Genomic DNA, 26,628 nt, shown 5'->3' with positions numbered 1-26,628 from the left:
CGCCATGTTCGCCAGCCTCCACCGCCGCAGCCGGGACGAGCGCGGGTCGGTGACCATCCAGATGGTCTTCCTGATGCCCGCGCTGTTCCTGCTGATGTTCCTCGGCCTCCAAGGCGCCCTTTACTACCACGCGAAGCAGGTAGCGCTCGCGGCCGCGCAGGAGGGCGCCCGTGAGGCAGGCAGCGAGAACGGCACCCGCGACGCCGGTGTGGCCACGGCGAACACGTTCCTCCACGACGCCGGAGGCTCCGACGTGATGACCTCCACCAGCGTCTCCGGATCACGGACCACGACCACCGCCACGATCACCGTCACGGGCAAGTCCATGAGCGTCATCCCCGGCTGGCACGTGACCGTCACCCAGAGCGCCAGCGTCCCGGTCGAGAGGCTCACCGAATGACCAGGCAGACGAGGCGGACCAGCGCACGCCGCCGGCGCCGGGACGAGCGCGGGTCGGTGGCCATCGAGGCCGCGATCGGCGTCCCGGCCTTCGGCCTGTTCGTGGCGATGATCATCCTCGGCGGCCGCGTGGAGATCGCCAAGCAGTCCGTGGCCGCAGCCGCCTACGAGGCGGCACGAGCGGCCTCCATCGAGCGGACCCAGAGCGAGGCCATCACCTCCGGCAAGTCCGCGGCCACCAGCAGCCTGCACGACCAGGGCCTGCAGTGCACGACCACCAACATCACGATCAACGCTGCGGCCTTCAACGCCCCGCTGGGAACCACCGCCCAGGTCACCGCCACCGTGACCTGCAAGGTCGACGTGGCGGACCTGAGCATCCCCGGCCTGCCCGGCACCCGGACGATCACCGCCACCGCCAGCAGCCCCGTCGACGCCTACCGGGAGCGCCGATGATGACCGCCCGCATCCGGAGTCTCACGACGCGGCGCTCGCGTGATGAGCGCGGCTCCATCAGCGTCTGGTTCGCCACCGCAGCACTGGCGATGATCATCCTCGTCGGGATGGCCGTCGACCTCGGCGGCAAGGTCCACACCCAGCAGCAAGCCCGCAGCGCTGCCGCCCAGGCCGCCCGCACCGGCGCCCAGGAGGTTCAGGGCTCGACCGCAGTCCGCGGCGAGGACCTCCGCGTCGACCTCACCGCCGCCAAGACGGCCGCCATGGACTATCTCCGCGCCGCCGGCGTGGAGGGAACCGTCCGCGTCGTCGACGGCGACACCCTGATCGTCACCACCACCGACACATACACCAGCAAGTTCCTCGGGATCATCGGCCTGGACACGATGCAGGTCACCGGGGAGGCGTCCGCGCGGCTCATCCGCGCCGAAGGAGGCATCGAGAGATGACCACGCCCACCCATCCCACCCTGGGCCAGCGGCTCACCGGCCTCGCAGCCTTGGTCGCCGTACTCGGCATCGTCCTCGGGCTGCCCGCACTATTCCTCGCGATCAGTGCCAGCCCAATCCCGGACCACGTCCCGACCCTGGGCGGCATCAAGAATGCGCTCATGGCGCCCGACGACGGCACCCTCGTCCTCGGCCTGTTCAAGGTGATCGGCTGGGTCGCGTGGGCCTTCATGGCGCTGAGCCTGGTCGTGGAGGCCATCGCACGGCTCCGCAAGGTCCAGGCGCCCCGGCTGCCGGGCCTGGGCCGGCCGCAGGCTGCAGCACGCGGCCTCATCGGCCTCGCCGCTCTGCTGTTCATCGCCGCGCCCATCGCCGCCCAGACAGCCACGATCACCACGGCCGCCGCGGCGCCGGTGACGGTGGGACATGTCAACGCCGGTGCCGCCGACCAGGCACCCGCCCAGCAGGACGTCAAGGTCGAGACGAAGCAGGAGCGCCAGCGCAAGACCGTCGACCACGCTGTGAAGCCGGGGGAGAGCCTGTGGTCGATCGCCGAGGACCACTTCGGCGACGGTGCCCGCTACAAGGAGCTCGTCGAACTCAACCGCGACCTCCTCGGCGCGCAGCCGAGCTTCCTCGAGCCCGGTTGGGTCCTCAAGCTGCCCGCGCTCAACGGCGGGGCACCGGCGCACGACTACACGGTGCAGCCCACCGACACCCTCAGTGAGATCGCCCAAGAGCAGCTCGGCGACGCTGACCGCTGGCCCGAGATCTACCAGGCCTCCACCGGCATCACCCAGCCCGGCGGGGCCCAGCTGACCGACCCCGACGTCATCGACGTCGGCTGGAAGCTCAACATCCCCGGCGCCGAGCAGGGGGGCAGTCACGACAACACCAGGCACCAGCAGCCGCGCGACGTCGAGCCCGAGACGCCCGCCAGCCCCGAGGACCAGCGGCCCGTCGACCCGCCGGCCGAGAAGGAGCCGCCGGTCGCCCACGAGCCTGAGGTGCCCGAGGTGCCCGAGACGGCCTCGCCCGATGTTGCGCCGCCCCAAGCCGAGGAGCCGGCGGCACCGGCCGCCGACGTCGACCAGGTCGACGACGCTGACGACTCGATCCTCGACGCGCCGTGGGTCCTCGCCGGACTGACCGGCGGGGGCGTCCTGCTATCCGGGGCACTGCTCATGGCCCTGCGGTCCCGCCGCCGCGCCGGCTACCGGAACCGGACACCCGGCCGCGCGATCGCCGCGCCGCCTCCGGAGCTCGCGCCGGTCGAGATGACCCTGAACGCCACCGGTGCCGCGGCCGCGGCGACCGTGGAGTTCGCGGACGAGGCGCTGCGCCGCCTCGCGGCCGCCGTCGGCGCGCAGGACACCACGATGCCGCCGCTCGCCGCCGTGGAACTCGCGCACGGCAAGCTGACTCTGCACCTGAGCGCGCCGGCCGCCGTCCCGGCGCCCTGGGTGGGCAGCCCGGACCAGACCCACTGGCACGTCAGCACGGACACCGCCGTCAACGAGCTCGGCCCCGACACAGGGAACGTCGAGCCGCCCTACCCGCTCCTGACCACCATCGGCATGAGCGACACCGGCGAGACGTGGCTGCTCAACTGCGAGGAGCTGTCCACCCTCACCATCAGCGGCGACCCGACCTACGGCCGGGACTTCGCCCGCCACCTCGCCGCGCAACTGGCCGTCAACCCGTGGGCGCGGCGCGTGCAGGTCGACTGCATCGGCGTCGCTGAGGAAGCCGTCGCCATGGACGAGCGGATCAGCTACTACCCGACCGGAGCAGCCGGCTCACGCGCGACCGCGGAAGCCCTCGCGGCCGCCGTCACCACGGTCGACCGGGCGAAGCGACACGACACCGACGTGTCCACGGCACGCACCGGCAGCATCGACGACGACACCTGGCCCGCCCGGATGCTGTTGCTCGACGCGGCGGCCGGAGACCCCGAGGACCTCGAGCAGCTGCTGCAGCTGGTCACCGGCCACGTCGGGCAGTCCGCCACCTCCATCGTCGTCGCCGGCGAACGCCCCAACACACCGGGCGCCGTCCTGCACATGACGAACACCGGCCGCGTCGTCCTCGAGCACGCCGGCCTCAACCTCATCGCCGTCGGCCTCACCAGCGACGAAGCCCGCGGCTGCGCCCTGGTCTACGCACTGAGCGAGGTCGCCGAGGACGTCCCCGTGCCGGTCGACGAGACCGCCACCGACGGCTGGGAGGCCTACACCGACCAGTCCGGGGCACTGCGCCGCGAGTACACCCTGCCGCGCAACACCCCAGCGGACGCCGTCGACGAGCCACTGTCCTCCCTCCTGGAGGGCGACGACGAGCACTACATCCGGCAGAGCGCGATCGTGCAGGAGGACCTCGAGACGCTGGCGCCGAAGGTGCCCGAGCACGTCCGAGCCGAGGTCGAGCAGAGCGACCCCACTCTCGACCAGGACATCGCCGACTGGTTCTCGACCGACTGCGACCGTCCAAGGCTCAGCCTGCTCGGTCCGGTCACCGCGCGCACCCACGGCAAGGCGCTGGCCAAGCGCAAGCCCTACTTCACCGAGCTGCTCGCGTACCTGGCCATGCACCGCAAGCATGGAGCCACCCGCGAGGAGATCGGCGAGGCATTCGGGATCACCCCCGGCAAGGTGCGCGACTACACCAACACCGTCCGCGAGTGGCTGGGCACCAACCCCACCACTGGAGAGCCCCACCTGCCCCACGCCGACAAGGCCCCTGCCACCAAACTCCGCGGCGTCAACGTCTACCAGGTCGACGACGGTCTCCTGGTCGATCTCCACCTCTTCCTCCGGCTGCGCAAGCGCGGGCAGGCCCGGGGCGGAACGGAAGGCGTCGCCGACCTCTGCACCGCGCTCGAGCTGGTCGGCGAGGCGAAGCCGTTCAGCCAACTGCGTGAAGAGGGATGGTCTTGGCTCGTCAACGAGCCCGACCGCGTCGACCTCATGGCGTCGGGCTGGATCGCCGACGTGGCCCTCATCGTCGTCACCGAGGCTCTCGCCGCCGGCGACCTGGTCAAGGCCCGCTCCGCCGCCTACGTCGCCAACCGGGCAGACCCTGACGGCGAGAGCACCCGCCTGTGCCTGGCCCACGTCATGAAGGCCGAGGGCGACCAGCTCGAGGCCGACCGGATCCTCCGCGAGGAGATCTGCAACCGGTCCGACGACGGCGACGCCCCGCTGGAACTGTCGGAGCGCACGAAGACCATCATCAGTAACCACGGCTGGCTCGCGAGCTGACTCGGGAAGGGAGCACGTGCACATGACCACCTTCAGCCAGGAGCTCACCGGCCGCTACGTCGCGGCCGGCGGCGACCGCCCCGACCTCGACGCCCGCCGCGTCGCGCGGGACGTGTTCGTTCGCGACACCATCCGCACGCTCTACAACGCCGACACGAGGTTCGGGATCGAACCCGCCCACAACGGCTCGCTGGCCGAGCTCGTCGACGCCGCCGAAGAACACCTCGAGCACATTGCCACCGACGTCAGCCAGCGATCAGTCATGGCGCCGCCCAACACAGGAGGAGACACCGCATGAGGAAGCACCACTCCGCACTCGGGGGAGTGGCCCTCGCCCTCGCCCTGACCCTCACGGGCTGCTCGGACGACAGCACCGACCCCGAGGCCGAGGACACCCCAACGGCAACCCGGACCGAAACGCCGACCAGCGCTTCGCCGACCCCGATGACTCCTGAGGAGAAGGCTGCCGCGCAACTGATCACCTACCTCGAGGTTCGTGACGACGCGCTCCGTGCCGCGACCATCGACTTCAAGCGCCTCAACAAGGTCGCAACTGGACAGGAGTTCCTGAACCTTCAGCAGAACGTCTCTGGAATCGAGCGCTCCGGCAGCAAGGTCACGGGGGAGTACGTTCACTTGCTCGACGAGCCGCGCGACCGCGGCTCGCAAGTGTTTATCACCGACTGCGAGGACCGCAGCGGAGTCGAGCGCACGAAGGACGGCAAGCCGGTTCCCGAACCTAAGGACCCCGAGGGCAACCCCCTGCGAAACCCGGTGCCGATCGAGTACGAGTTGATCAAGCAGAAGGGCCGCTGGCTCGTCAACAGCTCAAACGTGCTTTGGGACAAGTCGTGCTAGCCCGGGCGCTCGCCGCGATCGTGGCCGCCGCATGGCTGGTCACGATTGGGGGCTCGTCGCCGGCCGCCGCTGATGGCGACCAAAACTGCCACTATGAGACCAATCCGGACACCGGCGAGGTAGTGCTCGTCTGCGAGGACCCCGGCGATGATGGCGACGAGGACAACGATCCTGGTGATGGAGGGTCGTCAACGTGCTCGTACCAAGGCAACGAGATCCCCTGCACGGGCCCAGAAGGATCGACTTGGAGCAGCGCTCACGGGTGCTACGTCGGAGAGGCGTTCCCCGCAGACGAGACCGAGCCGCCGCCCGGGCAGACCGAGGAGGACGGCGCCTGGCACGTCTGCTACTTCCCCCCGCCCGGGTCCTCGTGGGAACTGATGTGGATCGAGAACGGCACAGTGACCATCGATCCAGAGGTGCTGGCTCAACGGGCCATTGCATCGATGGACCTGGACCCGATCACGATCGGCATCGTCCCCGAGTCGGGCGCCAACCGGGTTGGTCTCGTTGGTCTGCCGGTGTGGATGTGGGTCGACAGCCCGACCGATGACACGTTCGGACCGATCACCGCGTCAGCCAGCGAAGGGCCGGTCTCGGTCAGCGCCACCGCCAGCGTCTCCAGCATCGTGTGGAACATGGGCGACGGAACCAAGGTGACGTGCACCGGCAAGGGGACGCCATACGCCGATCACTACGGCAAGCAAGACTCCCCGACCTGCGGGCACCGCTACGCGAAGATGTCGACCAACCAGCCCGAGGGTGCGTACCAGGTCACCGCGGCCAGTCACTGGGTGGTCGAGTGGACCGGTGGCGGGCAGTCCGGAAGCATCGAGTTCGACCTGGCCACCGAGCCGCTCCCGATCCGCATCGGGGAGGCCCAGGTGCTGACCCAGTGACCCTGTACTAGCCGACCGATCACCGACACAGGTCCCCGTCCTCACAGCAGGGCGGGACCTGTGTCGTTCGCTGCCCGAGCGCGGCCCGAAGGCACCGGGCCCCGCCGAACTGAGATGCTCGTGCGCCGCTGCTGGACGTGAAAGAGCCCCAGGCGTCTCGGGTCACCTGGGGCTCGCGAGAAGTAGAGCATGGGGTGGCTCGCCTGCGCAGATGAATAAAGACAACGCGCGAACCTAGACCCTAGGGATCACGGGTTGGCGTGACAGCGGGCCCAGTCACGTGACCTGGGTGCCGCCTTCCTAGCGGTCGACGAGGCGGGGACCCGGGCCAGCGCCGCGCCGACCTGGCTGTCCCGGCGACAGGAAGCCGCGCCGTCGTGCGGTGCCGATCCAGTCCCGCACCGTCGGCTCGGGGCGCCCGAACTTCGTGGCGAGCCGACCCGTTAGCCCAGGCCCGTTGGCGGCTTCCTGGAGGTACGCGCGCGCTACGTCCTCGAGCAGCGTGTCCGGTAGGCCCGGTCGGCCGCGGCGCTTGCCTGCCGCGGAGCTAGTAGCAGTCTCCAATGCGCTGAGTTCCTCGGGCAGGAGGTCCTCTACCGCGATGTCTCGCCGGCCGTCGAGGCCGAGCTGGGTGACGCCCTCGCTACGCCAGTCGTCTTGGGCGAGAGTCGCCTGAGCGCGAGCGACAATCTTGCCAAGAGGGATGCGGCGAAGGAGATCGCTCGTGATGAGCTGGCCCGGCTCAGCGCCGGGATCGTGGTCGGTTGCAGCGCGCTCCTCGTCGCCACCATCCTCGTATCGCCAAGTCAGCTTGAAGAGCTCGAGTTCCGCAATCTCCAAGCCGCGGCCGCGGTTGACCAGGATCCCGTAGACCCGGACCGGGAGGTCTCGCGACGTGTAAACGAAGTCGGCCACGTAGCCGGCGCCGCGCGCGCGACGCTTCATGTAGAGCTCCAGGCGATCCGGTGGCGGCGCGTCGCCGGGAGAGTCAAAGCCGGGATCGAAAAGAGACTGCTTGAACAGGTCGTACATCTGGCGCGTCCGCGTGAAGTCGTACGACAGGTCGCGGACCTCGAGGTGGTCGTCGGGCAAGTGATCGGTGGCGTTCTCGGTCATGGTCTCGACGGTAGGCCAGCAGGGTCGCGAACCGTATGGAAAAACCGTCCGACTTGCGCCGCCCAATTTGTCGTACGCCTGCGGCTGTCGAGGCAGGCACGGAAGAGGAGGCGGGGCGCTTGACGTAGCGCGCACCCTCAGGCCCTCGATCGGCGGCGCTCGTCAAACTGTGAGCGAGGCTCTCAGGGGAGAGCTCATCCCGTGTCCGCTCACCGGCAAGCGCCTGGGCGGTCGACAGGAACCGGCTGTCTAGCGGTAGTCGTCCGGTGACATGAACGTGGAGATGTCGGAGCTGGGCACGCACGGTTCCGCCAGTCGCGCGGCAAGCTCCTCCTCGGTCAGCTGCCGAGAGGCCGGCGTCACGTAGTCCGGGTCGTCCCAGCCGCAGCGGATGCAGGCACCGGCGACCATTCGGTAAGAGCCACAGCTCGCGCACCGGCTCCTCGCGCCCGTTGCCGCCCGCAGGCACATGGCGGTGATCATCGATAGGAAGTGGCTCACCACCGCGACTCCGATGTGCGCGTCGTAGGCGATCGCGTTCTTGGCGTGGGTCAGCCAGTTGACGTAGTCCCACGTCTCACGTGTGAGCTTGGTGCTGTACGAGCGCAGCTGCTTGCTGGAAGGACCCTCGGCTTGATCAGCGATCAGCAGGTTGGTCCAGCCCACGACGTCAGCCGCCTTGGGGGCGTCGCCACCATCGGGTATGAGCGAGTCGTCGGCAACTTCGCCGGCGTATGTGACCATCGCCTCGCGCAGTCGCACCCCGACCGCCTGGAAGTCCTCGGCCTCGCGTGCGCCGTCGAGGGACTCGACCGCCTGCTCCCACAGGCGCCACGCTCGAGGAAGTAGTCCCGCAGCCTCATCGGTGATCGGGCGCTCCTCCCGGCTGGCGATGCGAACCATGAGCCCGACGTGAAACGTGAGCGCGACGTCGCGGCTGGTGAAGTCGTCCTGCGAGTAGTAGTTGAGCGAGTTGCTGATCGCCCACCAGCGACTGCCCCTGCAGTGCACGTCCCAGATGTCGTGCAGCACCGAGCCGACCCGCTCGACGGCGACCTTCTCCAAATGCACCACGGGGTCGTCCGCCATCTGGGCCGCGAAGTAGTCGAGGACCTGTTCTCGCTCGAGGTCGGACGCCTTCACCGTTGTCCTCCCCGGTCATCGGCAACCACCCCGCCAGTCTGACAGGGCCTTGAGCTGCTCACCCGGCCGCTGGTCATGAATGTCTACCAGTCCGGTGTGGAAAGTCGGCATTCGCCGGTTGGAAAAGTCCGCTGCAACTCGACAAATGGGCCCCGCACCACCCTGGTCAAGAAGTTTCTGCAACTTTCGGGGGGACGCCCTCTGACCTGCGGAAACGCGCGTCCCCCCTCTGCGTCCCCCCTCCAAATCGGGGGTTGGGAGGGACGGATGCGGGGACGCCCGCTCGCGACCTTTCTGCCGTGCACAGCCACGGACGAAAGGGGAGCGAGTGCGATGAGTGTGGGTGACCAGCTCGGCCTCGACGACAACAGCGAACTGCTCGACCAGGCCCGCCAGAAGTGGCCGGCTTGGGTGGCCGTGGATCCACGGCTTGGAGTCGTCGAGGAGTTCGATGACCTCCGGGCCTGGCTGCCCTCGGTGGACAGCGCAGCCTCTGACGAGGTCCTCCTGGCGCTGGCCATGCTGGCGGCCCCCGATGGTGGCGACGACATCGCCGCTGCGGCCGCGCTCGCCAAGTGCCTGCTGCCCGGCGCGTGCCGGCTCGCCGGCTGGCTGAGCACCCTCCCTCCCCGCGAGGTCTTCCGCGACAGCCAGCCCGTCGCGGCAGGCTCCTGGTCGGCCGTCGAGCGGATCGACGAGCTGGTGGCCTCCCAGCTGTGGATCGAGGTTCGGACCTTCAAGTGGCGCCGGCTGCGCAAGGTCGCCGCGAACATCCTGGTCAACACCCGCGTCGGCGTCCTCCGCGAGGTCGGGGACTTCTTCTACGTCTCCCGGGCCGACCGCACATGGGCGAACACCACCCTCGTGGAGTCCTTCTCGTGCGGAGATTTGGCCGACGGCGACGCAGGAGCGTGGAGCGCCGCCGCGATGCCGACCGAACGGGTTGCCGGCGCCTTGTTCCACCGTCCCGAGATCCTCGCCGACGCCGGTCCGGAGCAGGAGGAGCCGTCGGCCACCGAGGAGCTGCTGGAGCTGCTGGCGTGGGCCTGCGAGAACCAGGTGATCAGCCCGGCCGACCGCTACCTGCTGCTTTGCCTGGTCGACGAGGCCGACCGGGTCGAGACCCGCAACCTCGCCCGCGGCTACGGCGGTCTGCTGAGCAACGAGGTGTCCAGCCGGGTCGCGCCGCGGGTCGGGGTGTCCGAGGCAACCGTCCGTCGCCACGGCTCGCGCAGCATGCGCGCCCTCGCCGCGGCCGCGCCGAGGAAGTTCGGCCATGACGAATGAGCGCAACCGTGATCGCTCCCACCGCCCCACGACACATAGGCGACTGGAGGTGGTGAAGCCCATGACAAACACCCAAGACGACGGCGAGAGCCGGACGCCGCAGCAGATCGCCGAGCTGTTCGCGATCGCCGGCCGCGAGACCGAGGCGATCGAGCAGCTCACCGGTTGCGTCGCCCATCTGCACGAGGTCCAGGCCGCCAAGGCACAGCTGGCAAGCCTGACCCCGGCTGAGGTCCGAGCCGCGCTTGAGTTCCGCCGCGGCGGCATCGGGGAGGCTCAGTGAGCACCCAGACCTCAAGCCGCCCGGTCGGGGTCGACGAGCTCAAGCGGGCCTGGGACGCCGTGAACGCCGGCGAGTTCCGCACCGGCGTCGGCGCCGGCAAGGGACCCCGCGGCCGCAGCATCGCCGCCGCGGACGACTGGTCGCCAGCCGCGGGGGAGCACACCATCGCTGTGATCGGATGCGCCGGGTCGGTGGGAGCCAGCACCGTCGCCCTGGCTGTCGGCCTGGCTGCCGCCGGCCCGGTCCGGGTGATCGAGTGCTGCTCGGTCACCGCTTCTGGTCTCGCCGCGGCGAGCACCGCCGAGCTCGGCCTGCACCCGTCCGACTGGCGTCAGGGCAAGCGCGACCACGTCCTGCTCGAGCGGGCCAGCGAGGTCCTCGCCGGCGTCGACGAGGTCCCCCTGCCGATCGACGCCGAGAACGAGACCCAGCTGACCATCCTCGACGTCGGCTGGGAGGCCGGCCAGCTGCTGGCCACCGGCTGCTGGCTCGCCGAGGCCGTTCGCACCGCCGACCAGGTCGTCCTGGTCACCACCGCCACCGTCCCCGGGATGCGCCGCGCCTCGGTCGCGCTGGAGCTGCTGGCCAACCACTGGCAGCCCGAGCAGATCACCCTCGCCGTGCGCGGTCCGCGCCGCAAGAAGTGGCCCCGGGGCCTCGAGCACGCCGGCGGCCCCGCCGTACGCCGCGCCCTGGTCGCGGACCGGTGCGTGGAGATCCCCGAGGACCGCGAGCTCGCGGTCAACGGCCTGGACTCCCGGCCCGTCCCGGCCCCCCTCATCTCGGCAGCCCGTCAGCTGCTCGAGCCCGCCCACCTCCCCACCGACACCAGCGAAAGCGCCTGACCCGCACCGAGTCAGCAAACCCAGAAAGGAAGTCCACCCATGGACGTTATGACCGCTCTCCTCCCGATGGCCGCCCAGGTCTGCCCGAAGGCGCCGCCGGGTGCCGTCGGACCCACCAACGAGATCACCAGCTACGTGCTGTGGGGCGTCATCGTCCTGTTCGGCCTCGGCATCGTGATCGCCATCGGCGCGATCATCGCCGGCCGCGTGTTCTCCCTGCCGCACGCCTCCAAGGTCGGGGTGATCTCGGTGGTGGTCGTGTTCGCCTGCGCGATCGCCTACCTGGTCCTGCCCGGCATGCTCAACGGGATCCTCGGCAAGGGCTGCATCTGATGCGGCGCGCAGCCACGAAGAAGGCCGAAGGCGCCACGGAGTGGGGCCGGCGCCGCCTGCTCGGAATCCTGGTCGCCGCCGCCGTCGTGGCTGCGCTCCTGCTCGGTGGCCTCGCCTACGCGGTCTACCTGGCCGTCGCCGGGATCGGCGAGAAAGCCAGCGCTAGCACCGACGTAGCCACCGGCGAGACCGATCGCTCGACGGTGGCCCAAGGTGCCGTGCACCGCGACGAGGTAGCGGCCGAGCCGATGCTGGCCGTTCCAGAGAGCGCCGCCTTCCCGGCCGAGACCACCAGCGCCAAGGCGCCCGTCATCAAGATCCCGGCTGGCACCGGTGTGAACGGACCGGCGTTCGTGATGACCGGGTTCCCGCACACCCCCGAGGGCGCGATCGGGCAGCTCGCGCAGATCGACCTCGCGGTGCTGCAGTCGATGAGCCTGACCACGGCCGCGGAGGTCTACAACGCCTGGGCCCTGCCAGGCGGGGTCCGCGCCGACGAGTGGTGGATTACCGCCAGCGTCCAGGCCTTCTTGACCAGCACCGGAATGGGCGAGGTCAAGGACCCCAGCTCCTCGGTCTCCCTCGAGCCGGCCGCCGCGCTCGTGAAGGGCACCGACGGGCCCGACTGGACCACCGTCTGCGTGCTGATGAAGGTCACCGCCTCCTACAAGCAGGAAGGCCAGATCGCCTTCGCCCACTGCGAGCGCATGCAGTGGGTCGGCGGCCGCTGGATGGTCGCCCCCGGCGCCCCGCCCGCACCCGCCCCCGCGACCTGGCCTGGCACGCAGCTCGCCCACGAGGCCGGCTGGCGCACCTGGTCGACCGACGACACCACTGACCCTGACCACATCGAAGGGGACCACTGATGAAGAACCTGACGACCGGCAACGACGACTCGCCGGCAACCCTGGTGCGCATCGGCATCCTGGTGGCGGTCGCCTGCATGGTGGCCACCGTCGTCTGGCTCGGTGCTCGCACCCGGGCCGACGACGACTCCGGCGGCCCCGACACCACCGGCGGGGACAACTCGAGCCAGACGGTCGAGAACGCATCGGTCGAGCAGGTCGCACCGGACACCGCACCGGCCGACGGCGTCGTGATCCCGACCGGCGACGACCAGGTCAATGGCTACCCGACCGGCTTCCCGGCCACCGACCTGGGCGCCGTGGCGCTGCAGGTCGAGCTGGCCAAGGCACAGCTCGGGTTCGACTACGACCAGGCCGTCACCGTCGCCCGCCTCTACGCCAACCCCGAGGACAAGGCCGTATTCGAGGAGCGCTCCCGTGCCGCGGTCGCGCTGCGCCGCCAGCAGGCCGGCGTCGCGAAGGAGGGCGACGTGCCCGCCCCCGCGTCGTACGCCGTCACCCCGGTCGCCTACACCCTCGAGCAGCTCGACACCGGCTACTACGCGGTGAACCTGCTCAGCTACGTCACCCTCACCACCGCCGACGGCCAGGTCAAGGACAGCCTCTACGCCGGCACCCAGCTGATGCGGTGGCTCGACGGTGACTGGCGACTGGTCCAGGGCAGCGAAACGGACATCGAGCACCTGGTCTCGGAGGGCCAGCCGCAGGCGGTGGCGCCCGGCACCCCCGAGTTCGCGAAGGCCGGCTGGATTCGGATCAACGGAGCTCCCCAGTGAGCACCGTCATCACCGCCGTGCGCCGGGCGAGCCGCCTCGGCATCGCCGCCCTGGCGCTCCTGGTGCTCACCACGCTCCTCGAAGCTGCCTCGACCCTCCAGCCTCCCGCCGCAGCGGCCAGCGAGCCGGCCGCCAGCACGGCGCACCTCGCTCCAGTCGCCCCGGTGGCGACCAGCGGCACTCAGCCGACCCGCAACCTCAAGATGGGCTGCCCGGGGCCCGACGCCCTGTGCGACCTCGGCGGCGACGCCGTCGACTGCGCCAAAGACCCGATCGATTGCGGCAAGGACGCCGCCGGCGATGTGAAGGACGGTGCCGGCGACCTGCTCGACGGCGCAGGAGATCTGCTCCCCGACGGCTGCGGGATCCTCGACGCGATCTGCGGCAACATCGGCGGACTGCCCGGGCTTTCGGGCGTCCCTGGGCTGCCCGGGATCCCCGGTCTGCCGAACGTCGGTGACCTCTTCGGCGGCGGCATCCCCGGGCTGGGCGACATCCCCAACCCGTTCGAGGCCATCGGCGACGTCATCGCCAAGGCCGCGGCCGACGCCTGGACCGCGGCCATGCTCGCGATCTGGAACTCCGGCCTGTTCGTGCTGCGCATCGTGCTCACGTTCAGTGAGCTGTTCTTGACTCCGGACCTGAGCGCCGACGGTCCGGGCAAGGACGTCTACGCCTTCACCCTGTGGCTGGCGCTGGCCCTGGTGGTCATCTTGGCGATGATCCAGCTCGGCGCCGCGGCCTTCAAGCGCGAGGGCAAGAGCCTCGCCCGGGCCTTCATCGGGTCCGGCCAGTTCGTCTTGGTGTGCGCCTGCTGGTTCGGGTACTGCGTCATGATCATCGCGGCCTGCGGGGCGCTGACCAAGGCGCTGATGAAGTCGCTGCTCAAGGTGCAGACCTGGCCCGACTGGGACCCGCTCGGCGGACTCGGCATCGACGACATCACCGACGCCGGCGTGGCCACCGCTCTTGCCTTCCTCGGGATCTTCCTGTGGCTGGCCGCCATCGGGCACGTCCTGGTCTACCTGGCACGCGCGGCGTCCCTGCTGGTGCTCACCGCCACCGGGCCGCTCGCGGCCGCCGGCCTGGTCTCGGAGTTCACCCGCTCCTGGTTTTGGAAGTCGCTGCGATGGTTCCACGCCGCGGCGTTCACCCCGGTGCTCATGGTGATGGTGCTGGGCATCGGCGTGCAGTTCGCCAACGGAGTCGCCGCCCACCTGGCCGAGGACACCGCCAAGGCGTTTGGCACCGCGCTGCCGGCCGTGATGACGATCCTGATCAGCGTCGTCGCCCCGCTGTCCCTGTTCAAGCTCCTGGCCTTCGTCGACCCCGGCACCCCCAGCGGCGCGTCGTTCCGCCAGGGCATGGCCATCCAGGGCGGCCTCCAGGGCCTGCTCAGCGGCGGCGGCGGCGCAGGTGGCGGCTCGTCGGCTGCGTCGAGCACCGACGCCAACGGCCGCTCCTCGGGCGAGCAGAGCGCCGAAGCCTCGACAGGCGACCGGTTCAGCAAGTCGACCCAGGGCGCCCTGGGCAGCTTCGGCCCGGTCGGCCAGGCCCTGTCGACCGGCATGGGCTGGATCAACTCCGCCGGCGCGAAGGCGACCTCGCTGATGTCGGACGAGACCAACCAGGCCGGTGTCGGCCAGAGCACCTACGGCCCCGACTTCAGCGGCCTGGGTGGACGGCAGTCCGGTGGCCAGTCCGGCGGCCAGGGCGGGACCCACCCCGGGTCGCAGAACGGCGACCAGAGCGACGAGGACTCGTCGATGCCGACCCCGCCCACGCCTCCTGCGCCGCCCACCCCGCCGACGCTGCCCACCGGCGGCGGACCCGGCGGCGGTTCAGGCGGCCAGGGCGGCGGAGGAGCTGACGCCGCTCCCAAGACCCCGGCCGCCGGCGGCGGGGGAGCAGCAGGAGGTGCCGGCGGCGCCGGCGCGGCAGCTGGCGGCATCCCACCGGTGGCGGTGTAACCGATGCGCCGACCGCCCCACCTCGAGCACCGATCGACACCCACCGACCTCACTGACCAGAAGGGAAGCCGACGATGACCACCTACGCCGACTACCAGCGCGACCGCATCGGCTGGTTCTTCGGCCTCTCCGGAGGCCAGCTGATGTTCCTGGCGCTGGCCAGCCTGCCCGCGTTCTGGGCAATCAGCCGCGGAGCGTGGTTCTCCGCGTTTCTGTTCGCCCTGGTCTGGGTGTTCCTGCTGGCCATCGCCGTGATCCCGGTGCGCGGCCGCTCGGCCACCGGCTGGGTGTTCGCCTCGACGATGTACGCCGTCGGCGGCCTGTTCGGCTGGACCTCGTTCCGCGCCAAGGCCACCCAGGGCCGCGGCGACGACCTCGTCACCCCGGACCTGCCCGGGGTCCTCCAGGGCGTCCAGATCCACGACGGCCCGCCGCACGGCTCGCAGCTGCAGCGCGTAGCGATCATCGAGGACCACGCCATGAAGACCTGGGCGGTCACGGCCTCGATCGTGCACCCCGGCATCGGCATGAAGGACACCGAGGAGCGCGCCCGCTACGGCGAGGCGCTGGCCGGGCTGCTCGACGTCGCCGGTCGCACAGAGAAGGTCGACGAGATCCTCTTCATGGTGCGCACCGTCCCCGAGGACGGCGCCGAGCGCGACCTGTGGGTCAACCGCCACCGCCGCCCCAACGCCCCGGAGCTGTCGGAGGTCGTCAACAGCGACCTGGCCCACGGCCTAACCCAGGCATCGGTGCGCACCGAGCAGTTCGTGACGATCGTGATCCCGGAGACCCGGATCGCGAGGTCGGCCAAAGAGTCCGGGGGCGGCTTCGAGGGCCGCTGCCGCGAGCTCTACCTGCTCATGACCGAGATCGAGGCCCAGCTGCGCGGCCCGATGGGGATGACGACGGTGCGCTGGCTCACCAGCCCCGAGCTCGCGCTGGCCTGCCGGACCGGATTCGCCCCCGGCGACCGCGCCGGCATCGTCGAGGCCCTCTCGCTGCGGGAGAAGGACCCGAGCGTCAACGCCGACGTCCCGTGGGCGATGGCCGGCCCCTCGGGTGCCGACGCCACGGTGCGGCACTACAGCCACGACGCCTGGAACTCGGTCAGCGCCACCATCAAGCTGCCGACCCGCGGCGTCGCGATGGGTGCCCTGGCACCGATCCTCACCCCCAGCGAGTTCGCTGAGCGGCGATCGTTCGTCGTCGCGTACCCGATCGTTTCCCAGACCAAGGCCGACCGGCAGTCCGGCAACGCCGAGTGGGCCGCCGACCTGGCCGAGGGGATGAACGAGAAGCTCGGCCGCAAGACCCGCGCCAAGCAGCGCGACGAAGCCCACAAAGCCCGCGGCCTGGACGCCAAGCTGGCCCGCGGCAACTCGCTGACCCGGCCCTACGGCGTGTGCACGGTCACCGTCCCCAAGTCGATGCGGATCACCGAGTTCGGGCGCCGCCTGGACGCCTCGGTCCGACGCGCCGGGTTCGCACCGCTGCGCCTCGACCTCGCCCAGGACGTCGGGTTCGCCGCATCCACCATCCCCCTCGGCACGAGCCTGACCCGGAGCGGAGACGCCTGATGACCACCACCCGCCGGAACCGCCGTGGCGGCCGCGACATGGCTGCCCTGCTCTCCGACTTCGGGCACGACCTGCCCACGATCCCCACGCTCGCCCCGGAGGCCAAGGAGCCCCGGCTCTTCCGCTACGCGCCGCGCCGCGGTGCCACCCGCCGCGGCCGAGGCTGGGCCGCCGCCACCGCCCCGGCGATGGCCTGGCGGATGACCAGCGACCAGGCCCCGGTGTTCTGGCCCTTCGTGTCGGCTCCGGCCCTGCCCCCGACGGGCGCCCAGATGGGCGTCGACCAGCTCTCCGGCGGCAGCTTCTACTGCGACCCGTTCGGTTGGGTGCTGCGCGACGACGTACCTGCGACCAACCCCAACATCTTCCAGTTCGCCAAGCCGGGAAGTGGCAAGTCCGGCACCACCAAGGCGTTCTGCACCCGGATGATGCCGTTCGGCTACCGCACCCTGGTCACTGGCGACGTCAAGGACGAGTACGAGTCGCTGTGCCGGGCGCTCGGTGTCGAACCCTTCGTCATCGCCCCCGGCTTCTGGGCCCGCGTCAACCCGCTGTCCATGGGGCCGCTCGGCCACGGGTGGGAGAAGCTCTCAGCCGAGGAGGCGCAGCGCCGCGCCACGATCATCTTCAAGCGGTGGCTCGTCCTGGTCCGAGGCCTGGTCGGCAGCATGAAGATCGACGAGGAGCGCCGGGTGCCGTTCGGCCCCGACGAGAGCGACGTCGTGCGCAACGCGCTGGCGATCCTCACCGGCTACGCCGCCGGCAACAGCGTCCTGCAGGAGACGACCATCCCGCGGCTGTGGGACCTGCTGCGCAACCCCACTGAGGAGCTGGTCCGGGCCTGCGAATACGCGAACACCCGCCAGTTCCTCGACGAGACCCGGCTGCTGCGCAACGCGCTCGGCGAGCTGGTCACCGGCACCCTCGCCGGCCTCTTCGACGACTTCACCAACATCGAGGTCGACTGGCGGGCCCCGATCCAGTCGTTCAGCCTCTCCCGGCTCGACGGCCTGGGCGATGAGGCCGTGGGCATCGCGCTGCTGTGCATGAACTCCTGGGGGCGTGGTCTGCGGGAGATCGCCGAGCCAGGCGACCTGCGCATCGTGGTGCGCGACGAGGTCTGGAAGCAGATGCGCCTCGGAACCGCCGCAGTGGCGAGCTTCGACGCCGACCTGCGGCTCTCACGCGGCATGGCCGGCAAGGGCGGCGACATCCAGTTCTGCAACCTCCACAAGCCCTCCGACCTGCTCTCGGTCGGCGACGCCGACTCCCAGGCCGCGATGATCGCCAAGGACCTCCTCGAGCTGGCCGACATCAAGATCCTCGGTGCTCAGAAGCCCCGTGTCGCCCGCGAGCTCGACTCCATGCTCGGGCTCGGCCCGATCGCCCAGAACCTCGTGTCCGGGTGGGCCATGCAGGACAAGGGCCGCGCCCTGTGGTGCATCGGCGACGCCACATACAAGGTCCAGACGGTGCTCCACCCGCTGGAGAAGAAGCTCTACTACACCAACGAGGCCATCGAGTCCGCTCTTTAGAAGTTCGCGCGAATTTTGACGGTTTCGCGACGAACCTGAGCATACGCAACGTCCCCGAGCCTGTGCGGACGCTCAGGTTCTGGGAGTTCGCGGTGAGAAGCGTGTCGCGCTCCGGATAGGGAGCCACCACCGCGGGAACGGAGACATCCCAGGTACGATGGTTCTTCGCGCTCGTGTCTTCGGTAAGGAGGCTCGGCCCAACCCAGTTAAGGACTGGAGAAGGAGCTCTGACACAGGATGTCTGTCGCTGACAAGGCGATCTTGGCCATCCGCACGCGGATAACGTCAGGCGATTACCGCCCGGGTGATCGCCTGCCGCCTGAGCATGAGCTCGCCGACCAGCTCAACATCTCGCGCAACGCGCTCCGTGAAGCGGTCAGGGCTTTGTGCGAGGCGCGGGTCTTGGAGATCCGCCGTGGGAACGGGACGTTCGTATCGAACCTGGAGCCTGGCACCCTTTTCGGAAGCCTTGCGGGCGCCATCGACCTGATGAGCGGCGGCACCATGGCGGAGTTGTTCGAGTTGCGTCGCTTGATCGAGCCTCGTGCCACCGGCATGGCGGCGCTCCGTATCCGAGAGGATCAGCTCAGAGACCTTCGGGCGGCGCTCGAGGCCATGAGCGCTGCCCCCAACGTCGAGGGGTTCATCGCCATCGATGTCACCTTTCACTCGATCATCATGCAGGCTACGGAAAACCGTGCGCTCGCCACGCTCATCGAGGCGCTCGGCACCTGCTCCTCCAAGGCGCGGATCCAGCGCGGTCGTGAGCTCGGCGGCGTGCACGGCTACACGCTCGAGCAGCACCGCCGCATCCTCCAGGCCCTGGAGAGTCACGATCAGGAACTGGCGACGGCAGCTTCCACGATCCACCTCGCGGAAGCCGAGCGCTGGGCTCGTCGTACTGCGTCGACCAACCAGTCGGACTGACGGGGCTGTTCCAATTGAGGTGGGCTCTGCCCGTCGGCAAGGCTCGCCTGGTGGTGCCGGTCGAGGGACGGCGTTTCCGCCTCCCGGCGTCCCCCGCCCGGGTCATACGGGTCAGGCCTCGACGGCGGCTTGGGCAGGTCGTGCCCGTCGACCAGTGAGGACAGCCGCGAGCTTCACCGAGGCTTGCCCGAGGAGAACGCCGGCGAGCAGTGAGACGGCGACCGAGACGAAGACCCATTCGACCGGGGTGGAGATGACGCCACCGAACGCGCCGGACCCAGCGGTCTCGGGCTTGCCGAGCGCGGCCACGCTGTTGCCGACGCCGCCGCCGTCGGGGGCCCAGCCGTCGAGGCCGGTTGCGATCCACCAGAAGACGACGGCGGCGAAGCCCCCGATGACGGCTGGAGTGAAGTAGTAGTCGCTGATCGCGGACGCGAGAACGACCAACACCGCGATGAGTGCCGTCACGACGGCCACCCCGTAGAAGTCGGGCAGATCCGCGATCTTCGGTGAGATGAGCCCGAGAACGAGACCGCAGCCGGCGCCGATGGTGGATGCGAGAGCGACCTTGCCCGCCGCCGCTCGGTCGGCGCCGGCGGCGAAGAACATGGCCCAGGAGACGAACGCGGCGGGGGTGACGAGGTGGAAGTTCGCTGGGAGAGCGAGTCCGTTTCCGAGGTCACCGTCGGTGACCCAGTGGAAGGTGAAGTTTAGTGAGACCTCGCACCAGATGAAGGCGAGGATGCCCACCGCGACGGCAAGCGGAAGGGTTGTCCTGAGACGATCGCGCATGGGTGTTGCTCCTTCTCGTACGTCCTCCGTGCGGAGGTCCCGACGGGTGTCGGCTGCTGGGGCGATTCCAGATGTGGCATGCACGGCCGGGCCAGGCAGCTGGCCCGGCCCGGCCGCACGTGGTTCGCTCGGCCTGCGCGGTGACCCTGTCGTCGCGACCCGGGGGTGTTTCGAGACTCGGTCAGGCCGCGGGCGCCGCGGCGAGGGCGCCGCCGTCCACCGTCAGGACGGCTCCGTTGCAGTAGGACGCTTCGTCTGAGGCCAGGAAGAGGAGCGCGTTCGCGATCTCCTCGGGCAAGCCCATGCGTCCGCTGGGATTCCAGTTGTACCGGTGCTCCTCGCTGTTGAGGAAGTCGATGAAGGCCTCGACCATCGGGGTCTCGATGTAGCCCGGGCATACGGTGTTGGTGCGTACGCCGTGCCGTGCGTAGGCGGTCGACAGCGAGCGGGTGAGGTTGATGATCGCACCCTTGGCGGTGGTGTAGGCGTGTGCGTCCGGGTTGCCGACGAGACCCAGGATGCTGGCGACGTTGACGATCGCGCCGCTGCCCTGCTCGACGAAGAGGGGGAGCGCGTGCCGGGTGCAGTTGACGACCGATCCGAGGTTGATCGACATCACGTCGTCCCAGTCCTCGCTGGTGGACTCGCCCAGTGGCTTCATGCTGCCCGGTCGGACGTCCTGGTACGAGTAGCCGACGCCGGCGTTGTTGACGAGGATGTCCACCCGGCCGAAGTGGTCGACTGCCGTCTCGATCGCGGCCTTGGCCTGGGTGTCGTCGGCGAGGTCGGCGATCGCGGGGACGACGTGTTCGCTGCCGACCTCGTCGATGAGTTTCTGCAACTTGGCCTTGTTGCGGCCCACCGCGACCACGCGCGCTCCTTCGGCCACGAAACGTGCCGCGGCCGCGCGGCCGATGCCAGAGCTCGCGCCGGTGATGACCGCGACCTTGCCCTCGAGTCTGCTCATCATTTTTCTCCATCTGGATGTGTGAGTTGTGGCCGGGTGCCTCGGGTGGCCCCGAAAAGTGATTGCGATCACACCCTAGACATAGGATGTCCTACCTGTCTAGAGTCGGTTATGGCGCAAGTCACACGACAACGAGGAGGTGGCGCATGTCGGAAGGCAATCAGACCGCAATGAGGGTGCTTCAAGCGTTCGAAGAGAGCCAATGGGCCGAAATTCACCTCTCCTATGGTGATGTTGAGATCCATCTCAGCGCCCAAGATGGGGGTGCAGATTCCGCCAGGACATCCCATGTCAGGCCGAAGACCGATGATGCCGGCATGAGTCAGGTCACACCCGGTTCCGCATCGGGGACCGTGGAGATTCCCGGTGCTGCTGGTGGTGAGGGGGTGGCAGCGGTCCACGACGGCGCTCCCGAGGGCAGCGTGACGGTCCCTTCTCCGACGCCGGGCATCTTCTGGCGCGCCCCCCATCCGGGAGCCCCGCCGTTTGTCGAGGTGGACACGCGTGTGAGCCAAGGAGATCCGCTTGGCATCGTCGAGGTCATGAAGCTCATGAGCACGTTGTCCGCGCCTGTCGACGGCACGGTGGCGCGCATCGGCGCCGCCAACGGCGAGCAGATCCAATCGCAGCATGTCCTCTTCCACATCGTGCCGGACGAGCGCTGATGGCCACGCTCCGCAAGGTTCTGGTGGCCAATCGAGGTGAGATCGCCGTCCGAGTCATCCGGGCCTGTCGCGAGGAAGGCATTCGTGCGGTGGCGGTGGCCTCCGACGCGGATATGGACAGCCTGGCTGTCCGTGAAGCCGACGAGGTGGTGGGGATTGGACCTGCTACCGCGACGTCGAGTTACCTCAACGTTGGCGCCATCGTGGGCGCGGCCCTCCTCGCGGGCTGTGACGCCGTGCATCCGGGCTACGGCTTCCTCTCCGAGCAGCCCGAGCTGGTGGAGGCCTGCGATCGGTTCGGTCTGACCTTCGTCGGCCCCAGTGCTGACACCATCCGCGCAGCTGGCGACAAGCTGGAGGCGCGACAGTTGGCGCGCGACCTCGGCGTTCCGCTTGCGGCGGGCACCGAGGCCGTGTCAGACCCCGAGCGCGTGGCCGAGCTCGTGGCCGAACTTGGCCTCCCCGTATTGATCAAGGCGGCTGCCGGCGGAGGTGGTCGCGGGATGCGGCTGGTCCGAGGCATCTCCGAACTGGCGGGGGCGGTCGAACGCGCCCGCGCCGAAGCGCTGGCTGCATTCGGAGACGACCGGCTCTACGTGGAGCGCTACGTCGAGCAGGCCCGGCACGTCGAAGTTCAGATCCTCGGAGACACGCACGGCACCATCGTCCACCTAGGAGACCGGGACTGCTCCTACCAGCGTCGCTACCAGAAGGTGGCCGAGGAGGCGCCGGCCTCAGCGATCCCGGATAACCTGCGCGCCTCCCTGTGGGAGGCGGCGCGCACGCTGATGGGGGCACTCGGCTATGTCGGCGCAGGCACCGTCGAGTTCCTCGTCGACGTCCAGCGGGGCACCTTCGCCTTCTTGGAGATCAACACCCGCGTCCAGGTCGAGCATCCGGTCACGGAGATGATCACCGGCCTGGACATCGTGCGCGAGCAGTTGCGGATCGCGGCGGGCGAGCCGCTCTCCTTCGGCCAGGACGACGTCGTACTCAATGGCCACGCACTCGAGTTCCGCGTTAACGCGGAATCGCCCGAGCGCGGATTCCTGCCGACCCCCGGACTTATCGAGGCCTGGGACGCCCCCAGCGGCCCGGGCATTCGCGTGGATACCCATTGCTTCGCCGGCTACACCGTGCCGGCCCACTACGACTCCCTGCTGGCCAAGCTCGTCGTGTGGGCGCAGGACCGCCCCTCGGCCCTGGCCCGGGCGGAGGCAGCGCTGGCCGACTTCCGTGTGACCGGCGTCGAGACGACCCTCGGCCTCCACCGTGCGCTGATTCAGCACCCTGACGTTCGCGAGAACTCCGTGAGCACACGGTGGCTGGAGGAGACCTTCCTTCCCTCCTGGAGCCAGGACGAAGGTGAGGGCCGGCCCAACGGCCTGGCGCCTGCCGTGACTGAGAGGAACCCGAACCGATGAACGAGGTCAGCTTCGTCGATCAGACGCTCAGGGACGGCCAGCAGAGCCTGTGGGGGATGCGGATTCGGGCAGGTATGGCACAGGCTGCGGCCGAGAACATCGACCGCACCGGATTCCACACCGTCGATGTGACGGGCAGCTCGATGTTCGAGTGCATGATGCGCTACTCCCGGGAGGACCCCTGGGAGGGGCTGGACCTGTGGCGCTCCTGGATGCCGAACTCGCGGCTTCGCGCCGGCACTCGCAGCAACTGCATCGCCAAGTTCGGCCTCACCCCCGACTCGTTGATGGATCTGTGGGTCCGCACGCTGGTCAAGCACGGGATCCAGTCGTTCTGGATCTACGACTGCCTCTACAACATGGAGCAGATGCGCAGACTGACCCAGGTCGCGCACGACGCGGGCGCCGAGGTCGTTCCGGCGATCATGTTCGGGATCAGCCCGGTGCATACCGACGAGTGGTTCGCCGCGCGCGTGCGCGAGATGGTCTCCTGGGGAACGGTCAGCGGCATTTACGTCGAGGACGCTCCGGGCATCCTTGCTCCCGAGCGGGGCCGCACGCTGATCCCGGCGCTGGTGGACGCGGCGGGCGACTCGCCGCTCGAGCTCCACTGCCACAACACCGTGGGACTCGCGCCGCTGAACTACATGACCGGTCTGGATGCCGGGGTGCGGATCTTCCACACCGCCTCCCGCCCCCTGGCCAACGGTCCCTCCCTGCCCTCGACCGAGTCGATGGTCGAGAACGCGCGATGGCACGGCTACGAGCACAGCCTCGACACCAGCAGGCTCGACCCGGTCGCCACGCACTTCGCGCGGGTCGCCGCTCAGGAGGGTTGGGCGGTCGGCGTACCGAACGAGTACTCGACGTTCGCCTACCACCACCAGCTCCCCGGGGGGATGACGGGCACACTGAAGGCCCAGCTTGCGCAATACGGGATGGAAGATCGCCTCGGCGAGGTGCTCGAAGAGGTCGTCCGGGTGCGCGAGGACCTCGGTCACCCGATCTCCGCCACGCCGTTCTCGCAGTTGATGGGGATCCAGTCGGTGCTCAACATCGTCACTGGCGACCGGTACTCGATGGTCCCCGACGAGGTGATCATCTACACCCTCGGCCATCTGGGCAACCCGCCGGCACCGATCGACCCGGACGTCCGGGACCGGATCCTGTCCTCGCCTCGAGCTCAGCAGTATCTGTCCTGGGAGCCGCCCCAGCCCACGCTCAAGGAGCTGCGCCGCCAGTTCGGCGACGAGCAGATGAGCGACGAGGAGCTGCTCTGCCGCTATCTGGTGCCCGCCGAGGACTTTGAGGCCACCCGAGCAGCAGGACGCCTCAATCCGACCTACGTGTTCCGCGACACCCGCGCCGCCGAGGACCTCATCGAAACAGCCTTGACCATGCGGCGTCCGCGTCACCTTCGTGTGCGCGGGTCCGGCGTCGACCTGGATCTGCGCAGGCCCTGAGCAACCACCCCACCCACACCCGGACCCGAAGGAGGGCCATGAACACCACATCAACAGCGCCAGAGAAATGGGCGAAGCCCGCGATGACGCCGACCGTTGAGGCCTATCACAGCCATCTTCGTCGCATCGTCGCCGAGCGTTGGGCCGCCAGCGGCAAGAGCTGGAATGACGCGGTCGTCGACCGTGACCTGGAGCTGCGCACCGAGGACTTCGAAGCGGTCGAGCACGCCTTGCTGGACACTGGCTACCGCTTCGAGATGTCGGCACAGGCCTCCCTGACCGAAGCACCGGAGAAGTACCGTGCCCCGGAGGGGATCGCCGATTCAGGCTCGTCCGAGACCGATGATGACGGCCATCGCATCGTCGGCACCGGGGCGAACGTGTTCGCAGTCTCCGGTGACGTCGTCGGCACCGCCCGACTGGTCAGCACGGTCGAAGCGGTGCTGCAGATGCTCACCGAGGGTGTGCCGGAGGGGACCATCGCTGTCATCGACGACTCCGGTGGCACACTCACTGCCCCCATCCTGGAGCACTTCACCGGTGTGCTGTGCATGGGCGGCACCGTGCGCTCCCACCTCGGCATCCTCACCCGTGAGTACGGGGTGCCATGCCTGATGGATGTGCAGCTTGACGGGCTCCAGGACGGAGATCGCGTCAAGGTCGAGTACTCCAAGGCACCGGCGGACGTCTACACCGAGAACGACACCAGTACACGAGCGCGCGTCGTCGTGCTGAACGGAGAAACCGATGCCATCTGACCTCACCTACGCCCAGCTGCTCGACCACAACGCGTGGATCCGGAAGAACAGCGACGCATTCCATTGGCAGTGCACGGCGCGCACCGTGCAGGAGTCCAAGCTGTTCCCCGTCAACCCCTACATCGCGATGTCGTACCTGAACGCCTGGTACCGGTACCCCTCCTTGTTCCGCAAGCTGGAGGAGACGATGTCGGTCGAGGAACTGGGTGACCGCGCCCGCGAGGTCAGCTCGGCCTCGGGCATCATCCAGAACGGCATCATCTCCCAGTTCTACCTGGGAGGTCGCCAGATGCTCATCGACATGGGTCTGCTGCGCGCCACCGATGCCCTGGAGGACGTGGCCTACGTCCTGGACTTCACCAAGCGGCTGAACCTCGCCTATCACCGCAACCACGCCCACGTCCTGCCCAGCGACGCGGGTCACCGTGCCCAGGTTCTTCCCGAACGCACGATCCAGGTCTTCCACGCCGACACGTTCGACGTGAAGCCGGGGGACCGTCTGCACACGGCCACCTCGCGCTTCCTGGCCCAACTCTCCCAGTACTCGTTCCTCGCCCACTGCGAGTGCCGTCTGGGGATCAACAACAGCGGCCCCTACAAGGTCGGGGACAACGCAGAGCTGCTGGTGCGCGACTTCGTCGACCTCGCCGAGGGTGACTATCCCTGGCTGGACGGCGTCGCATCGAAGGTGCGCTTCAACAACTACACGATCCCGGTGGTCCTTAAGGACACCCACTTCAACATCGTGGACGACTGGGCCAGCTTCGAGGCGACTCCGTCCTACGACCACGACAACGTCCTGGCCGTGGGCCTCTACACCTCGGACTATCTCTCCGACGGGTACCTCCCGGTCGCGATGGACAATCCGTCGACCCTCGCGGACTTCCTCGAACACGAGCGTGACGTGCTGGCCACCGCGACCGCCGACCTCTGGGGGGTCATGGCGGGCTGGAGCCGTGAGCAGCTCGTGGACTCCGGGCTGCTCGTCTACTACGGGGTGGCCAAGGACCTGTTCCACATCGCCGGCATCTACGACCAGTCGGAGTGGATGATGGTGGACGAGCGGGCGCAGCGTTTCAAGCCCCTGATGAACGACGAGTACGGCCGTGACCTGATCGCGGAGCTGGTCGGCTACATCTCGCTGTCGTCACAGCAGGGCAACGACTACGTGATGAGCAAGCACTCGGGTGCTCCGGGTGACATGTGGTCGACCATTCCGTACTCGGTGCTCAACGAGGACGACCTCAGTGGCGGCGTCGGCCCGATCGGGGCGGGGGTCACGTCCCTACCGGAGAAGACGTCCACCTGGACGACGACCGCCGGGAAGCTGACCCTGGACCAGGTCAACGCCAAGGCGCGTGAGCTGCGGCCACTCCCGGTCGAGCCGGAATACCGGTTCCTCGACGAGCGGTGGATCAAGGACAACCCCGACGACCCGCGCGTCGATGCCCTCTACCGGCACACGCAGCGCACCTCGCGCCTGCTCAAGGACCGGGGTGCCGGCTTGCGCCGTGACGACGTCGAGGCACTGCGGGGATGACGGCTACATCGGGTCCGGCTCGCAGAACGATCTTGGA

26 protein-coding genes are annotated in these 26,628 nt (G+C 69.1%); 22 read left to right on the top strand and 4 right to left on the bottom strand.

Annotated features, from left to right (window positions below):
• Positions 1 to 4 precede the first annotated feature (4 nt).
• From ASG88_RS06195 to ASG88_RS22965, 7 genes are read left to right on the top strand one after another with little or no spacing between them, the layout of a single operon-like run.
• Positions 5 to 400 (top strand): TadE/TadG family type IV pilus assembly protein, encoded by a 396-nt coding sequence (locus ASG88_RS06195; protein WP_056886567.1) that lies wholly within the window; start codon positions 5 to 7, stop codon positions 398 to 400.
• Positions 397 to 855, top strand: a complete 459-nt coding sequence (locus tag ASG88_RS06190) for a TadE/TadG family type IV pilus assembly protein (protein ID WP_056886566.1) — start codon at positions 397 to 399, stop codon at positions 853 to 855. Before ASG88_RS06195 ends, ASG88_RS06190 begins: the two co-directional genes overlap by 4 nt.
• Positions 855 to 1,304, top strand: coding sequence for a pilus assembly protein TadG-related protein (locus ASG88_RS06185; protein WP_041547542.1), 450 nt, complete (start codon positions 855 to 857; stop codon positions 1,302 to 1,304). Before ASG88_RS06190 ends, ASG88_RS06185 begins: the two co-directional genes overlap by 1 nt.
• Positions 1,301 to 4,564 carry a LysM peptidoglycan-binding domain-containing protein gene (locus ASG88_RS06180; protein WP_056886565.1) on the top strand — a complete coding sequence of 1,088 codons (3,264 nt, stop codon included), beginning with the start codon at positions 1,301 to 1,303 and terminating at the stop codon, positions 4,562 to 4,564. Before ASG88_RS06185 ends, ASG88_RS06180 begins: the two co-directional genes overlap by 4 nt.
• 22 nt (positions 4,565 to 4,586) lie before the next feature.
• Positions 4,587 to 4,862: a hypothetical protein gene (locus tag ASG88_RS06175; protein WP_056886564.1), complete on the top strand. Its 276-nt coding sequence runs from the start codon at positions 4,587 to 4,589 to the stop codon at positions 4,860 to 4,862.
• Complete coding sequence (locus tag ASG88_RS06170) at positions 4,859 to 5,422, top strand: hypothetical protein (RefSeq protein WP_056886563.1); 564 nt, start codon at positions 4,859 to 4,861, stop codon at positions 5,420 to 5,422. Before ASG88_RS06175 ends, ASG88_RS06170 begins: the two co-directional genes overlap by 4 nt.
• Positions 5,416 to 6,321 (top strand): hypothetical protein, encoded by a 906-nt coding sequence (locus tag ASG88_RS22965; RefSeq protein WP_056886562.1) that lies wholly within the window; start codon positions 5,416 to 5,418, stop codon positions 6,319 to 6,321. Before ASG88_RS06170 ends, ASG88_RS22965 begins: the two co-directional genes overlap by 7 nt.
• Before the next feature lie 300 nt (positions 6,322 to 6,621).
• Here ASG88_RS22965 and ASG88_RS23465 read toward each other — a convergent pair whose 3' ends face one another.
• Together ASG88_RS23465 and ASG88_RS06155 are read right to left on the bottom strand one after the other, a co-directional pair.
• Positions 6,622 to 7,437, bottom strand: coding sequence for a hypothetical protein (locus ASG88_RS23465; RefSeq protein ID WP_200956373.1), 816 nt, complete (start codon positions 7,435 to 7,437; stop codon positions 6,622 to 6,624).
• Between the two features lie 249 nt (positions 7,438 to 7,686).
• The gene (locus tag ASG88_RS06155) at positions 7,687 to 8,580 is read right to left on the bottom strand and encodes a hypothetical protein (protein WP_056886561.1); all 894 of its coding nucleotides are present in this window, start codon (positions 8,578 to 8,580) and stop codon (positions 7,687 to 7,689) included.
• A 333-nt stretch (positions 8,581 to 8,913) separates the two neighbouring features.
• Here ASG88_RS06155 and ASG88_RS06150 point away from each other — a divergent pair, with 333 nt between their 5' ends.
• The 10 genes from ASG88_RS06150 (at position 8,914) to ASG88_RS06105 (ending at position 18,982) form a co-directional block, all read left to right on the top strand.
• A complete protein-coding gene (locus ASG88_RS06150) occupies positions 8,914 to 9,867 on the top strand; it encodes a hypothetical protein (RefSeq protein ID WP_157559588.1) in 954 nt (317 codons plus the stop codon).
• 49 nt (positions 9,868 to 9,916) lie between these two features.
• Positions 9,917 to 10,150 carry a hypothetical protein gene (locus ASG88_RS06145; RefSeq protein ID WP_056886559.1) on the top strand — a complete coding sequence of 78 codons (234 nt, stop codon included), beginning with the start codon at positions 9,917 to 9,919 and terminating at the stop codon, positions 10,148 to 10,150.
• Positions 10,147 to 10,995: a hypothetical protein gene (locus ASG88_RS06140; RefSeq protein WP_056886558.1), complete on the top strand. Its 849-nt coding sequence runs from the start codon at positions 10,147 to 10,149 to the stop codon at positions 10,993 to 10,995. Before ASG88_RS06145 ends, ASG88_RS06140 begins: the two co-directional genes overlap by 4 nt.
• A gap of 39 nt (positions 10,996 to 11,034) precedes the next feature.
• Positions 11,035 to 11,328, top strand: a complete 294-nt coding sequence (locus ASG88_RS06135) for a hypothetical protein (RefSeq protein ID WP_011755687.1) — start codon at positions 11,035 to 11,037, stop codon at positions 11,326 to 11,328.
• Positions 11,328 to 12,194: a hypothetical protein gene (locus ASG88_RS06130; RefSeq protein ID WP_056886557.1), complete on the top strand. Its 867-nt coding sequence runs from the start codon at positions 11,328 to 11,330 to the stop codon at positions 12,192 to 12,194. Before ASG88_RS06135 ends, ASG88_RS06130 begins: the two co-directional genes overlap by 1 nt.
• Complete coding sequence (locus tag ASG88_RS06125) at positions 12,194 to 12,970, top strand: hypothetical protein (RefSeq protein ID WP_056886556.1); 777 nt, start codon at positions 12,194 to 12,196, stop codon at positions 12,968 to 12,970. Before ASG88_RS06130 ends, ASG88_RS06125 begins: the two co-directional genes overlap by 1 nt.
• Positions 12,967 to 14,940 carry a type IV secretion system protein gene (locus ASG88_RS06120; RefSeq protein ID WP_056886555.1) on the top strand — a complete coding sequence of 658 codons (1,974 nt, stop codon included), beginning with the start codon at positions 12,967 to 12,969 and terminating at the stop codon, positions 14,938 to 14,940. Before ASG88_RS06125 ends, ASG88_RS06120 begins: the two co-directional genes overlap by 4 nt.
• A gap of 74 nt (positions 14,941 to 15,014) precedes the next feature.
• Positions 15,015 to 16,520 (top strand): SCO6880 family protein, encoded by a 1,506-nt coding sequence (locus ASG88_RS06115; protein WP_056886554.1) that lies wholly within the window; start codon positions 15,015 to 15,017, stop codon positions 16,518 to 16,520.
• The gene (locus ASG88_RS06110; RefSeq protein WP_056886553.1) at positions 16,520 to 18,055 is read left to right on the top strand and encodes an ATP-binding protein; all 1,536 of its coding nucleotides are present in this window, start codon (positions 16,520 to 16,522) and stop codon (positions 18,053 to 18,055) included. The genes ASG88_RS06115 and ASG88_RS06110 overlap by 1 nt, the downstream gene beginning before the upstream one ends.
• Before the next feature lie 237 nt (positions 18,056 to 18,292).
• Positions 18,293 to 18,982: a FadR/GntR family transcriptional regulator gene (locus tag ASG88_RS06105; RefSeq protein WP_056886552.1), complete on the top strand. Its 690-nt coding sequence runs from the start codon at positions 18,293 to 18,295 to the stop codon at positions 18,980 to 18,982.
• Positions 18,983 to 19,093: 111 nt separating this feature from the next.
• On the opposite strand, the gene ASG88_RS06100 is transcribed toward ASG88_RS06105, so the two are convergent.
• Both ASG88_RS06100 and ASG88_RS06095 read right to left on the bottom strand, forming a co-directional pair.
• Positions 19,094 to 19,774 carry a DUF1097 family protein gene (locus ASG88_RS06100; protein ID WP_082600000.1) on the bottom strand — a complete coding sequence of 227 codons (681 nt, stop codon included), beginning with the start codon at positions 19,772 to 19,774 and terminating at the stop codon, positions 19,094 to 19,096.
• A 181-nt stretch (positions 19,775 to 19,955) separates the two neighbouring features.
• A complete protein-coding gene (locus ASG88_RS06095; RefSeq protein WP_162259818.1) occupies positions 19,956 to 20,741 on the bottom strand; it encodes an SDR family NAD(P)-dependent oxidoreductase in 786 nt (261 codons plus the stop codon).
• Between the two features lie 146 nt (positions 20,742 to 20,887).
• Here ASG88_RS06095 and ASG88_RS22500 point away from each other — a divergent pair, with 146 nt between their 5' ends.
• Genes ASG88_RS22500 through ASG88_RS06075 form a run of 5 tightly spaced genes read left to right on the top strand, consistent with a single transcriptional unit; the run spans position 20,888 to position 26,591 of the window.
• Complete coding sequence (locus tag ASG88_RS22500) at positions 20,888 to 21,406, top strand: acetyl-CoA carboxylase biotin carboxyl carrier protein (protein ID WP_162259817.1); 519 nt, start codon at positions 20,888 to 20,890, stop codon at positions 21,404 to 21,406.
• Positions 21,406 to 22,830, top strand: a complete 1,425-nt coding sequence (locus ASG88_RS06090; protein WP_082599996.1) for an acetyl/propionyl/methylcrotonyl-CoA carboxylase subunit alpha — start codon at positions 21,406 to 21,408, stop codon at positions 22,828 to 22,830. The genes ASG88_RS22500 and ASG88_RS06090 overlap by 1 nt, the downstream gene beginning before the upstream one ends.
• The gene (locus ASG88_RS06085) at positions 22,827 to 24,293 is read left to right on the top strand and encodes a carboxyl transferase (protein ID WP_056886549.1); all 1,467 of its coding nucleotides are present in this window, start codon (positions 22,827 to 22,829) and stop codon (positions 24,291 to 24,293) included. The genes ASG88_RS06090 and ASG88_RS06085 overlap by 4 nt, the downstream gene beginning before the upstream one ends.
• 38 nt (positions 24,294 to 24,331) lie before the next feature.
• A complete protein-coding gene (locus ASG88_RS06080) occupies positions 24,332 to 25,051 on the top strand; it encodes a PEP-utilizing enzyme (protein WP_200956372.1) in 720 nt (239 codons plus the stop codon).
• On the top strand, positions 25,041 to 26,591 hold the full coding sequence (locus ASG88_RS06075) for a hypothetical protein (protein WP_056886547.1): 1,551 nt from the start codon (positions 25,041 to 25,043) through the stop codon (positions 26,589 to 26,591). The genes ASG88_RS06080 and ASG88_RS06075 overlap by 11 nt, the downstream gene beginning before the upstream one ends.
• Positions 26,592 to 26,628 lie beyond the last annotated feature (37 nt).

The sequence above is a fragment of the Nocardioides sp. Soil777 genome, assembly GCF_001428425.1.
Classification (GTDB): domain Bacteria; phylum Actinomycetota; class Actinomycetes; order Propionibacteriales; family Nocardioidaceae; genus Nocardioides; species Nocardioides terrigena.
Note: the sequence above shows the minus strand (reverse complement) of the source record. Positions and strands in the feature narration are given on the sequence as shown.